General features: G+C 70.3%; 8 protein-coding genes and 1 pseudogene. 1 reads left to right on the top strand and 8 read right to left on the bottom strand.

From position 1 onward, the window contains the following. Positions 1 to 63: 63 nt before the first annotated feature. The 8 genes and pseudogenes from ACFPZI_RS29915 to ACFPZI_RS29880 all read right to left on the bottom strand — a co-directional run bounded on the left by ACFPZI_RS29915 (position 64) and on the right by ACFPZI_RS29880 (position 10,134). Complete coding sequence (locus ACFPZI_RS29915) at positions 64 to 2,331, bottom strand: caspase family protein (RefSeq protein WP_381369539.1); 2,268 nt, start codon at positions 2,329 to 2,331, stop codon at positions 64 to 66. A 3-nt stretch (positions 2,332 to 2,334) separates the two neighbouring features. After that, complete coding sequence (locus tag ACFPZI_RS29910) at positions 2,335 to 3,411, bottom strand: hypothetical protein (protein ID WP_381369536.1); 1,077 nt, start codon at positions 3,409 to 3,411, stop codon at positions 2,335 to 2,337. Positions 3,412 to 3,742: 331 nt separating this feature from the next. Beyond that, on the bottom strand, positions 3,743 to 4,543 hold the full coding sequence (locus tag ACFPZI_RS29905) for an ABC transporter ATP-binding protein (protein WP_381369687.1): 801 nt from the start codon (positions 4,541 to 4,543) through the stop codon (positions 3,743 to 3,745). 87 nt (positions 4,544 to 4,630) lie between these two features. Beyond that, positions 4,631 to 4,759, bottom strand: a complete 129-nt coding sequence (locus ACFPZI_RS29900) for a hypothetical protein (RefSeq protein WP_381369533.1) — start codon at positions 4,757 to 4,759, stop codon at positions 4,631 to 4,633. A 72-nt stretch (positions 4,760 to 4,831) separates the two neighbouring features. Beyond that, positions 4,832 to 6,040 (bottom strand): MFS transporter, encoded by a 1,209-nt coding sequence (locus ACFPZI_RS29895; RefSeq protein WP_381369530.1) that lies wholly within the window; start codon positions 6,038 to 6,040, stop codon positions 4,832 to 4,834. A gap of 544 nt (positions 6,041 to 6,584) precedes the next feature. After that, a pseudogene (locus tag ACFPZI_RS29890) lies at positions 6,585 to 6,947 on the bottom strand (RNA polymerase subunit sigma-24); the annotation flags it as partial. Between the two features lie 172 nt (positions 6,948 to 7,119). Then, positions 7,120 to 8,007 (bottom strand): alkaline phosphatase family protein, encoded by an 888-nt coding sequence (locus tag ACFPZI_RS29885; RefSeq protein ID WP_381369527.1) that lies wholly within the window; start codon positions 8,005 to 8,007, stop codon positions 7,120 to 7,122. Between the two features lie 870 nt (positions 8,008 to 8,877). Continuing rightward, entirely contained in the window at positions 8,878 to 10,134 is a 1,257-nt protein-coding gene (locus tag ACFPZI_RS29880) for an amidohydrolase (RefSeq protein WP_381369524.1), read from the bottom strand. Positions 10,135 to 10,768: 634 nt separating this feature from the next. Between ACFPZI_RS29880 and ACFPZI_RS29875 the strand changes: the two genes are divergently transcribed. Next, positions 10,769 to 11,896 (top strand): IS4 family transposase, encoded by a 1,128-nt coding sequence (locus tag ACFPZI_RS29875; protein ID WP_381369521.1) that lies wholly within the window; start codon positions 10,769 to 10,771, stop codon positions 11,894 to 11,896. Positions 11,897 to 12,560 lie beyond the last annotated feature (664 nt).

Here is a 12,560-nt window from a genome sequence, read left to right as displayed (position 1 = left end):
ACGCCTGTCCATGTGGTGCTCGCGGTCCTTGCGGTCCCCCTTCCGTGGGGACCGCTCCTTTGGTCAGGGCAGGTTCAGGGGCCCACGGACCAGAGGAGAACGACGCGGGTCGTCGAAGAGCACGACCATGTCCCGGAACACTTCGGCCTCGGCGCCGCCCGTTCTGCGCAGGTCGAAGACGATCTCGGGCAGGTCGTGCAGGGGACGGCCGTCGAGTCTGCGCAGCAGGCTCTCCCGTACCAGCGCGCCGTCGCAGACCGCGCCGTCGTCACCGCCGCGCCGGCAGTCGTCGGCCGGGGACCGGGCCGGCCATATGGCCAGCAGGGCGCCGTTGTTGAGGGCCGTGCCGACGAGATCGGCGTGCGCCTGGTCGGCCAAGGAACGGGAGAGCACGATGCCGGCGTACGGGTCCGCTGCACCGTTCGCGCCGCCGTTGGCTCCCGCCGAAGCCGACCTGCTCCTGGCGCCGTCGGCCCCCTTGCCCGTGGTGCCCGCGTTGGTGCCGATGACCGCGTTCAGGGTGAAGGCGGTCTCCACGGTGCGGGCGTGCCGTTCGAACTCGGCTTCCCCGGTTCGGCAGGAAGAGGCACAGTCGGTCCACTGCAGTCGTGCCGCGGGGACGGAGTCCAGGAGGGAGGCCCCCCGCTGCCAGCTCAGCGTCTGCGGGCCTCCGTGGTGGCGCCAGCCGTCGCGCAGCACCACCGGTCCGCCGTCCCCCAGCAGCGGTGCCTTCCCGCTGGGCACCGAGAACCTCGGCAGTGTGTCGAAGCGGTGACCGAACAGGTCCCGGTCGACGATGAACTCCACCCAGGCTCCGTCGAGCGCGGACTGCACCTTGGTGTGGGCCTTGCCGTAGATCAGCTTGACGAGGCCGGGGAACTCCTCCTTGCGCCAACTCTGCCTCGGCAGCCTGATCGGCTGGTGCTTGTGTCCTGTGTAGAACCACGCCTTGGCGCGGTAGCGCGGTCCCGCGGTGCTCTGCGGCGCGCCTCGCCCGGCGGACGCCTCGCCGTGGCCGAGCTCGTCCTCCCGTTCCAGATCTATGACCAAGTGCCCGCGCCGCCGCACGGGCGTGGGCGCGACGGACACGTCGGCCAGCGGCGGAAGGCCTTTGTCCGTGGCCCAGGAGGCGTACCACCGGTGGATGCCGTCCCGCAGACGCCCGATGCGGGCGAGGACGACACAGAGGTCGGTGATGCAGTGGCTACCGTCCGCGCGGTGGGGCAGTTCCGTCACCCGCACGGCCGTCTGCGGCAGGGTCAGGTCGTCGTCGGCGAGACGCGGGCCGTAGCGGTGCAGCCACTCCCACACCTCGCCCTCCTCCTCCGGAGTCAGGCAGGCCCGGCTCACTGTCCGGCGCAGCGTCTCGGCCTGGGTGACGGTGACCGCCACGCCCGGTAGGAAGTCGCGGTCCACGAGCAGGTCGCCCCGGTGGCTGAGCCAGTAGTGGGTGGGAATCTGGCCGTACTCGGGTTCCCCTTGTCCGTAGGCCGCGCGGAAGCGGGCCTCGAGGGCGACGGCGGTCTGCTCGATCCGTTCCAGATCCAGCCGGCCGGCAAACGGCAGCGCCTCCAGCGCGTCCAGGAGCCGGTCGGTGAACACTCCGCCCCGGCCCTCGTCGAAGAGGGCCTGCTCGCCGTGGCGGGCACCGTAGAGCACCAGGCCCAGCCAGTCCGGGTGCGGGACGGCGCCGGTGGCGATGGTCAGGGTCCGGCCGCCACCGCCGTCGCCGGGCCGGGCGGTGTCCGCCTCCCGGCAGGCGTCGATCACGAACAGCTGACGCCCGGGTCTGCGCGGACCTGCCATCCCGCGCGTCAGGTCTTCGAGTGCGATGCGCCCGTTGTGCGGAAGGTACAGCAGGTGGTTGCCGTTCTCCCGGTTGATCCCGCCGTGCCCGATCCAGTAGAGGACAAAGGCGTCGTCCTCCCCGAGTTCCCCGACGGGGCTGGAGTCGGCCGGGCCGAAGAACTCGCCGATCGGAAGAAGGTCGGCCGATGCCAGGTCGGTTCGCACGTCGGTCCGTCCGGTGCCCGCCCAGGCCGCCCGCAGCCGCGCCGGCAACAACTCGGTCAGCCGTTCGGCGGGCAGTTGGCCGGACGGCGGGGCGGGCAGGGGCTCGGACGGCGGGGCGGACTGCGCATCGGACGAGGGCTCGGACGGCGGACCGGACAGGTGGTCGGTGTTGGTCAGGAAGGTGAGGGAGCACGGCTCGTCGACGTGGTTCACCAGCCAGGACGCGAAGCGGACGCCGGAGGCCAGGGAGCCGGGCATGGGCCGCAGCGACGAGCCCTCGTACGTCTCCGGGCACACCACCAGAGCGCGTACGACCATCGATCAGCACTCCTCGACGGCGGTACGGACCGCGTCGTAGACGCGCGGTGTGGTCCAGTAGGCGCCGTGCGCCCGGGGGAACGGCTCACGGGTGTCGACCTCGACATCCGTGACGCGGCCGGCGAAGTGGTCGTCCGCGGGGAAGGCCAGGAGGTCCTCCTTGTCGACGACGTTCACCCAGCGGGCCCGGAAATGATCCGGCAGGGGGGCGCCGAGACGGTGCGTCGCCAGCGCGTCCAGGCCGTACAGGTACGGAACTTGGCTGCCCACGGTCACCAGCAGCCGTACGTTGGGCAGTGCGTGGGCGACCAGGCTCTCGAAGCAGGCGATTCCGCCGAGGCTGTGCCCGAGCAGGACCACGGGCCCGTCGATCTCCCGCACCCGCTCGGCCAGGTAGGTCCGCAGGGGCTTGCCCCTCGCCTGGTAGAGCAGGATGTCGCCGAGCGCCGGTGTGGCGCGGGTCAGCAGGGCGTCCCGGTGCCGCCGGACCACCGGACGGGCCATGTGCTGCGCCGTGGACCAGGCGACGGCCCGGGCCCTGTCGCCCACGCCGAGGGCGGCCCCGCCCAGACGCTTCTCCATGACACGCCACAGCGTGTCGCGTTCCGCGGCGGACACGAGAACGGGGCCTCCGTCCCGTTCCCGGAACCTGATGTACGTGGCGGTGACGGACCGTGCGACCAGGTCGTGCGACGCCCTTGTGGCGAGAAAGGGAAGGGCCGCGACGAATTCCTGGGCACGCAGCAATTCCGTGACGGCTGAACGGAATTGCTCGTCGGGTTCGCCTGCCGGAATCAATTCTCCGACGTCGGGATCGTCCGGCATGGCACCGATACGCGTCCTCAGCAGGTTCAGCGCTCTCGGCGAGGTGGCGGACGCGTCGCCGGGTGCCGCCAGGACCGCCGTCCGGATCTCGTAGAGCGGGTCGTCGTACAGCCGGGCCCACACCGCCCGCTCCGCATCCGACCAGGCCACTCCGTGCCCGTCGGGAGCCCAGGTGGGTCCCGTGCCGTCCGGAACGTCGGTCTCGTCCGCCGGAGTCGCACCGAGGACGTCGCCCCAGGAGCATGTCTCCACCATGGTGTCCGGCAGTACTTTCCGGAAACCGTCCCCGATTCTGTCGAGCGCTTCCCGCTCACGCTTCGACCGAACGCCCGTTCCGTGAACGAACAGAACCGTCTTCATACTTCTTCGCACATGTCCCCCCGCCCCGATGCCGCGACCATGAACACCGCGACGGCCGCCAACGGTAGCGCGACACAAGGAATCATCTCCGCACATTCCTTGAATTCGCCTCACCCGAGCGATGATTCACTTTTTCGGAAAGACGATGGAGCTCAATCGATCAGGAACAGACAGGGTGGCGCTCTCGGTGTCGGTTCCGCAGAGGAAGGGTGTTGCCAGGGCTCGGTCAGGCCTGAGCCGATGGCCGGCCGGGCCGGGCAGCCGTCGTGGTTCCGGGCCCGCGCAGGAAGCGGATGACCGGGTGGCCGGGATGCCGCGTCACCTCGGCGCGGACACCGTAGCCCTCCTTGATGAGGGCGGGGGTGAGCACGTCGGCGGGATGGCCCTCGGCGAAGGCGCGGCCGTCGCGCAGGACGAGGGGCCGGTCGCAGTACATCGCGGCGAGGTTGAGGTCGTGCAGCGCGATCACCGTGGTGACCGGCAGGCCGGCGATCAGGTCGAGCAGGTCCAGCTGGTGCTGGATGTCGAGGTGGTTGGTCGGCTCGTCCAACAGCAGTTCGCGCGGTTCCTGGGCGAGGGCGCGGGCGATCTGGGCCCGTTGGCGTTCGCCGCCGGAGAGGGTGTGCCACGACTGGGTGGCCCGGTCGGTCAGGCCGGTGCGTTCCAGGGCGGCGGTGACGGCCCGTTCGTCGGCGACGGACGCCGGGCTCCAGGCGCGGCGGTGCGGGATGCGGCCGAGAGCGACGACGTCGCGGACGGTCAGGTCGGTCTGCGTGTGCGCGTGCTGTTCGACGGTGGCGACGCGGCGCGCGACGGCCCGGCGGCCGACCTCGGGCAGGGGCCGTCCGTCGAGCCGGACGACGCCGACGGAGGGGGCGAGGACGACGCCGGCGGAGGGGGCGAGGACGCCGGCCAGCAGGCGCAGCAGCGTCGACTTCCCGACGGAGCGGATGCCCAGGGAGTGGGCCGCTTGAGGTCGTGGACGGTGCCGATGCCGGGCGGCGGCGGGCGCGACGGCCACGCCGATGGGGTGAGTACCGCCTCGCCTCCCTCACCGGCATCCGCGGGCAAGCTCCCGAACCGGCTCGGCCGTCTGCCCGCCGGTGGAGAACTGTCAGGCCTGGCCGAGGGCGGCCGCGAGGTCGGCCAGGTGCTCCGACACCGGGCCGAGGGTGAGGAGCCCGCTGCCCGCGCCAGCCAGTTCGCCGGCTGCGGGATTGAGCGCGGTGTGGGCGCGTCGCATGCTGTCCCGGTCGCCGAGGGTGAGGGCCGCTCGGGCGGTGAGGCACTCATCCTTCAGGGCTGATGCCGGTCGTCACGTGACCGTACGCGTCTCCTGATCGGCCACGGCCGAGCCTTCCATGATCACCTCTGAGTGTCGGCCGCCCCGGTCCATCAGGCCGCCCGTGAAGGCCAGGCCGAGGCCGGCCAGAGCAAGAGCCGCACCGGCCAGGCTGGGCGCGGCCCAGCCCCAGCCTGCCGAGATGACCAGGCCGCCGATCCAGGCCCCGCCCGCGTTGGCCAGGTTGAACGCGGAGTGGTTGGAGGCCGCCGCCATCGTCGGAGCGTTCTTGGCCTTGGCCATGAGCAGCATCTGGACGGGCGTGGTGATGAGAGAGCCCATCGCACCGATGACGGTGATCGTCACCAGGGCGGGCACGATGCTGTGGACGGTGAAGTAGAACGTCACCAGTGCCGCGGCGAGCACAGCCAGGCCCGCATACAGCGTCGGCCGCAGGGCACGGTCCGTGAGCGGGCCGGCGATCAGCGTGCCGAGCGTCATGCCGACGCCGTAGAGCGCGAGGACGAGAGTGGTCGAGGAGTCGGATATGCCCGTCAGATTCGTCAGCATGGGCACCAGGTAGCTGTAGACGGCGAAGAACCCGCCGAACCCGACCACGGCGACGGCCATGCCGATCGCGACCTGCCTGTTGCCCATGGCCCGCAGCTCGGTCCGGACGCCGGACTGCCGGCCCCGTGGCTGGTGGGGGACGAAGCAGGCCAGCATGAGGAGGGCGACGAGTCCGATGGCGGTGACCGCCCAGTAGGCGGACCGCCAGCCCAACTGCTGCCCGAGGGCCGTGCTGGCCGGGACTCCGACGATGTTGGCGACGGTGAGGCCGAGGAACACCTTCGAAACGGCACGTGCCGCGCGCCCCGGGGCGACCAGTCGTGAGGCGACGACGGCGCCCACGCCGAACAGCGCCCCGTGCGGCAGACCCGCCAGGAACCGCGCGGCGAAGAGCAGGCCGAAGTCGGGCGCGAGCGCGGACGCGGCGTTGCCGACCACGAACAGCCCCGACAGGAGCAGGAGCAGCCGCTTGTGGGGTATGCGCGCGCCGATGCCCGTCAGCAGGGGCGCACCGACGACGACACCGAGCGCGTAGGCGGAGACGAGGTGGCCGGCGTGCGGCACGGACACGCCGACCCCGTCGGCGATCTGGGGCAGCAGCCCCATCGTGGCGAACTCGGTCGTGCCGATGCCGAACGCGACGACAGCCAGGGCCAGCAGAGCCAGCGGCATGGTGCAAGAAACCTTTCGAAGACAACGGTCCGGGAGCCGGGGAGGGGGGACGATGTCGGGCCCGACCACGAGTGGTGTCGCCGGCCCGGTGGACCGAACAGCGGCGGGCCGGTTGCGTCGAGCGCCGGCCGTGCGTCTCTGGACGGCCGGCTGGACCGGCTTCGCGGACGGTCGGCGTGACCGCGCGGAGTGGGAAGCGTGAGGGACACGGCCGTACGAGCCCCGCTACGGGGTTCTGTTCCGGTGACCGACGCAGCGTCTCCCGGCCGGGCCGCGCCGTGCCGGCACCGTCTCGTCGCGCGAGACAGCCGAAGCTGACAAGGACGCGGCGGAGGACGTACGGAGTTCCATGGTTCGTGACTCTCGGAGAGTGCGGCGACCGCCCGAGACGGGGCGAACCTGCGGGGACGAGCTGAGGAGGCGCGGGCCTCGACGGTGAGGCGGCCACCCAGGACCGTAACATCGATTCGATCTATCTATCGATTCGATGGGGAGGGGGAGAAGAACCCCGCGTGCGGTCCCCCCCTCGTCCGAGCGTGACCCGTCAGTGTCCCCGACGGGCGTCGAGCCGGGCGGCCTGGCGTGTCAGGTGGTCGCGTTCGGCTAGGTTGGGCGCCTTCCGGGCCGCCTCGGCGTACAGGCGTGCCGCCGTCGCCAGGTCGCCGTCGCGTTCGTGGAGGTACGCCGCCACCGCGGTGTGGCGGAGCAGTGAGTCGTCCAGTACCGCGAGCGCCGCCAGGCCGGCGCGCGGTCCGTCGGCCTCGCCGACGGCCACCGCGCGGTTGAGCCGGACGACCGGGCTGTCGGTCAGGCGCGCGAGCTCGTCGTACCACTCGACGATCTGCACCCGGTCGGTCTCCCCGGCCGTGGCCGCGTCGGCGTGGAGTGCCGCGATGGCGGCCTGGGCGCCGTCACTGACCAGTTCGGTACGACCCCCGTGCGCACCCCTCTCTGCCAAAGTAGATCGATAGCGTGACCGGACACCGGTTGAACGCGCCCAGGAGGTGTCTCACAGGCCCGAGCCCGGAGGGCATGCTGCGGGGTGCCGGCGCTGCGGCGGTCCGCAGACGTACCCGCGCTCAGCTCGCCCAGACGCCGGTGATGTCCGACGCGGTGGCGGCGTGCCCGGCGTGCGATGTGCCGTACATGTCCTCGATGGTGCGCAGCACGTCGTCATGGTCGTACCTGGTCGCTGACCTGCTGCCTGCAGCCACCGGCTGACCGTACAGCACCGTGGCAATCTTGTTCTTGCTGTGCTTGTCGTCCTCGTCGAAGGTCACGGCGAGGAGGCTGTTGTGGGTCTTGGCCCAGGCCGCATAGGCGCCGAGGTGCGTCTCCAGCCAGGTGTCACCGGTGGAGACCGGGCAGTCATGCATGTCACTGCACAGATTCGGAATGACGAAGGAGACCGTGGGCAGCCTGGCGTAGACGGTCGGGAACTGCGCGAACGTCTTGGCGCTGGATCGGGGTACGTTGCCGAACCCGAACCACGGGTTGTGCGTGCGCGTGTAGCGTCCGCTGTCGCAGGTGGTCGAACCTTGGCTGGGCAGCGACTCACTGTAGCTGGCCCAGGTCTTTCCGACGGCGGTCAGTTCGGAGGCGAGGTTGGCGGCGGAGCTGAAGCCGGGGATGTAACAGCTGTCGTCAGTGATGCCCTGCGTCGCGCCGGAGAAGAGTGCGAAGTAGTTGGGCTGGCTGGGGTGGGCGATGGCGTATGAGCTGGTCAGGACGGCGCCGCGGCTGCCCAATGAGTTGATGTATGGAGCGTTGGGGCTGCCGATGATCTGGTCGTACGCGTGGTTCTCCATGACGACGACGACCACGTGGTCGGGCGTGGGGCCATGTCCGGCCCTGTGCTCGGTTCCTGCGGCTCCCGTCCACGGCGCGGCCGCCGCTGCGGCGAGGCCGAGGGCGTAAGCGAGCAGACGGACGGCACTCCGGGTTCGTGTTCGGGACGATGCGATCACGGGGGCCTCCGGTCACAGCAGCGCCGGAAGATATGTCAGTTTTTATTCTTCATGTTTTCGGTCGTTCTCGCGCCCGAGGCCGCGGCTCAGCCAGCACCGAGAGGTCGTTAAGACCGTTTCTGGTAGATGCCTCGTCCGGGTTGGGTGAGGAAGCCTTGGCGGGTGAGGCGTCCGAGCCGGCTTCGGGTGACGTTCAGGGCCGGGTCGTCGGTCGGCATGCCCAGGAGTTCGTGCAGACCCCAACGGCCGCAGAGAAGATACACAGACGAGTCAGTGGCTCCGCCGGCTGCCCGCCGCGGTGGTTGTCGGCGCGTTCGTCCTCGACCTCTCCATCCCGGGGAGCGTCAACGTGTTCCCCATGCTCGCGGCCGCGCCGGTCCTCTCCCTGCGGGACGGATCGCCACCGGAGTGGCGGCGAACCTCACGGGACTCGCCCTGGTGTACCTGGAGAGGGAGTCGACCCGCGACGTCCTCGTCCCGTTTATCAGCCTGATCGTCCTTACCGTCATCTCGGCGGAAGCATGACGGGGCCGGGACCGGCCCGGAGCGTAGGAGCGTGGGTTGCGTAGGATCCGCCCCACTCGGTGCCTGCCCCTTGACCAAGTGCGCCGCCCCGCACGCGCACTCCCGCCCGGAAGAGAACCCTTGACCAGGTGCGGGTTCGCCATGGCCGACAAGCCGCGTCCGGCTCTGCACCGATGACTGGTTTGGCCTTCCTCGAAGCTGCCTGCGCCGCATCGTCCGCCGCGGCGCCGAGCAGCGAGCCGAGTACACCGAACGCTACCAAACCCCGCGCAACCGCCGATGCCTTGACGTTCCTGGCTGTATGGGCCACGACCAGGCAACCGGCGAGGCGATGCCGGACTTGTCTCAGCTGCCGAGCCAGGCGAGGGCGGCCACCGCCATGGCGCTGACGCCGGTGTCCAGGGTCGGCTGGATGGCAGGGGCGAATGTGGCGCTGTGGTTGACCGGGATGTCCTGGGAGACGGTCCCGTTCCTGGCGGCCTCGGCGTAGCGCTCCGGATCGATGCCGCCGATCGCCCAGTACGTGAACGGCGCCCCGAACGCCTGGGGAATCTCGCTCATGTCCTCGCTGGCGGTCTGGAGCTCGACGGTGTGGGCGTCGTCGCCGAAGTGCGCGGCGAACGCATCCGCGACGCGCCGGGTCGGCCCCTCGTCGTTGACGGTGGGCGGGAAGGACGCGATCCGCTCGATCGTGGGTTCCTTCGGCGAGCGGGACGCCTCGCACTCGGCACGGACGATCCGGCCGATCGCGTCCAGGACGTGGGTGCGGGTGGCGTCGTCGTAGGTGCGCACATTGAGTTCGATGACGGCGCTGTCGGGGATGACGTTGGGGCCGGAACCCGCGTGGATGCTGCCGACCGTGACGACGGCGGGGGTCGTGGCGGCCAGTTCCCGGGAGACGATGGTCTGCAGACGTACGACGATCATCGCGGCCGCCACCACGGGGTCCACCGCGGCCTGGGGCATGGCACCGTGCGCCCCGCGCCCGTGGACGGTGATGCGCAGGCTGTCCGCCGCCGACAGGAACGGCCCGGTGCGGGTACCGACGTAGCCGGCCGGATAGGGCAGGACGTGCTGGGCGAGCACCACGTCGGGCCGGGGCGACGTGGAGGTGAGACCGTCGGCGATCATGGCCTCGGCGCCCTCCCCGTTCTCCTCCGAGGGCTGGAGGAGCGCCACAAAGGTGCCCCGCCAGACGTCCCGGCTCCCGGCCAGCAGCCGCGCGCAGCCGATCAGGCAGGTCACGTGCACGTCGTGTCCGCAGGCGTGCATGACAGGCTGCTCGGTGCCGTCCGGGCCGGTCACGGTCGCGGTGGAGGCGTAGGGCAGGCCGGTCCGTTCGCGTACCGGCAGGGCGTCCATGTCCGCCCGGGCCATGACGGTCGGGCCGTCCCCGTTGGCCAGGACCCCGATCACGCCGGTGCCGCCGATGCCTTCGGTGACCTCGTAGCCGAACGAGCGCAGGGCCTCGGCACCCTTCCCCGCCGTGCGCTGTTCCCGCAGCCCGAGTTCGGGATGCCGGTGCAGATCCTGGTAGAGGTCCTCCAGGTCGGAACGGATGGCGTCGAGACCGGCCAGCACGGTTTGGGCAGGATCAGTCATGGAGGCTCCTTGCGTGGGCGGGGCTGCTCATCGTCCCCGTTTCGGACCGTGGGATCGGTGCGGCGCCGCACCGCCGAGGCCGCGTTGGACCGGGACTGCCGGTGGGGCCGTGGGAGGATTCCAGCCGTAGTGCGCGGCGGTAAGCCCGGAAACCCGGCACCGGAACGATGCCCAGGCCGACACCGCCCCCGGCACGACGTACGAGCAGACCCCCGTGACTCCGGCGACCGCCCCGGCGACAGTGGCAGCGCGACCGGTGTACCCGGCGGAGCACATCCCTGATCATGCTGCCGCTCAGGCCGGAGGTGATGCCGAGCACCAGGAACCCGAACAGGTCCAGGCAGGCCGCGCGGAATACGGCGGCGACCAACGGCACGCACAAGAAAACGTGGCGAGGTCCAGGTAACGCACCCCGATAACCCTCTCGGAACGCAATCGCCGAAGCCGGCATCACGGACGTAGCGCCCATAGGCCGAGCCTACCCATGGCCCCACGTCCGGCGACCCGGACGAATACGAAGCGTGACGGACAGCAGCAGGGTGCCGACTCGCATCGCGACCCAATGATCATGAGTTAACGATCTGTGTGTGATGATCTTCGGGTGGAGCGAGTTGAGGGTGGGGCCGCGAGGCGGTTGACGGATGACGTGTCGATCGGGCTGCTGGCGACGGTGTTCCCGGAGGAAGCAGTGCAGGCTGCGGTGGATGAGGCCGGGGCACGTGAGGAGCGGACGCGCTCGCTGCCGTCGAAGCTGATGGTGTACCTCGCGATGGCGTTGTGGCTGGAGCCGGGCAAGGGGTATGTGCGCACGCTGCGGGGCTTGTTGGAGGGTCTGCGGTGGTCGCGGGGTGGCTGGGACGGCTACCGGGCGCCCAGTGACGGGGCGATCTCCCTGGCCCGCTACCGGCTGGGCGAGGCGCCGCTGCGCAACCTGTTCGACGAGGTCGCGGCCCCGGTGGCCGATGAGCGGAGCCCGGATGCGTTCTGGCGGGGGCTGCGGCTGATGGCGGTGGACGGCACGGTCTTCGACCTGCCTTCCGGGCGGCCCAACGAGACCGCTTTCGCTGTACCGGCCGGCGGCAGCCGTCCGCAGGCCCGCCTGGTGGTGTTGGCCGAGTGCGGCACCCTCGCCCTGGCCGGGGCGGCCTTCGACTCCATCGCGGTCGGCGAGAGGGCCTTGTGCGAGCGCCTGCTGGACCGACTGGGGCCCGGCATGCTGCTGCTGGCCGACCGCGGCGTCCCCTCGTACGACCTGTATGCGGCCGCCGCCAGGACCGGAGCCGAGTTGCTGTGGCGCGTCTCGGCCTCCTTCGCCCTGCCGGTCAAAAAACGCCTGAGCGATGGCACGTATCTGTCCGAACTGCGCGGCGACAAGCGCGCGGAACGGGTGATGGTGCGGGTGATCGAGTACAGCGTGGCCGACGACGACGGGATCAGCGAGGTGTTCTGCCTGATCACCACGTTACTGGACCCCGATGCGGCCCCTGCCCTGGAACTGGCCCGCAACTACGCGGAGCGCTGGTCGGTGGAGGTTCTGTTCAAGCTGGTCAAGGTCGACCTGCGTACCAGCGGCGGCGTGCTGCGCTCAGGCAAACCCGAGGGCGTACGCCAGGAGTTGTGGGCCCTGCTCTGCGTCTACCAGGCCCTGCGCACGCTGATCACGAAGACCGCCGTGATCGCGGGCGTCGAACCGGACCGCATCAGCTTCCCGCCCGTCCCGGACGCCGTCAAAAGCTCCGTCCGGACGGCTTTTTCCCCCTGAGCTCCTCGCTCAGGCCCTGCGCTTCCTCATAGCCGACCTCCCCGACATGCTGATCCGCGACCGCCCCACGCGCCCCGCGCCCCGCACCACGAAACGCCCCCACCTCAGTTACCAAACCCGCAGCTCAACCGACCCCGGCACCCGCCGCGTCACCCGCACCATCGTGCTCCACCAGCTGACACCCGAGCCAGCCTAACTCATGACCATTGCGACTACACCAGTCTCAGAGTGCGGTAAGTGATGGTCTAGCTAATTTCGCACCACTTCGTCCCAGTGGGTAGCAGGCCCCTGACCTCGGCTGTCGAGCCAAACCGGGGAGCCGGAGCCGTGCGCTCGGCCAGGGCGGCGATGTTGATCATTCGACCGCCGGAATCGCCCCGTTATGGCATGTCATCACATCGGTGTGAAACGGCAGGAAACATCACTTACCGCACTCTCAGACAGCGAACCGAACGGAGCCCTCCTGTGAGTTACGACTTTCTCTGCTGACTCAAGCCAGGGCGGCGCGATGTGCGGTCCCCCCCGGGGGGGGGGCCGCACATCGCGTTGTCGTCGGTGTGTTATCAGTACTCGTCGTCGTGGTTGTTGTGATCGCCATAACCACCACGCCCGTTGTCACGGTGGTCGTTGTGATCGCCATAACCACCACGCCCGTTGTCGCGAT

Source organism: Streptomyces chlorus (genome assembly GCF_042655885.1).
Taxonomy (GTDB): domain Bacteria; phylum Actinomycetota; class Actinomycetes; order Streptomycetales; family Streptomycetaceae; genus Streptomyces; species Streptomyces chlorus.
Note: the sequence above shows the minus strand (reverse complement) of the source record. Positions and strands in the feature narration are given on the sequence as shown.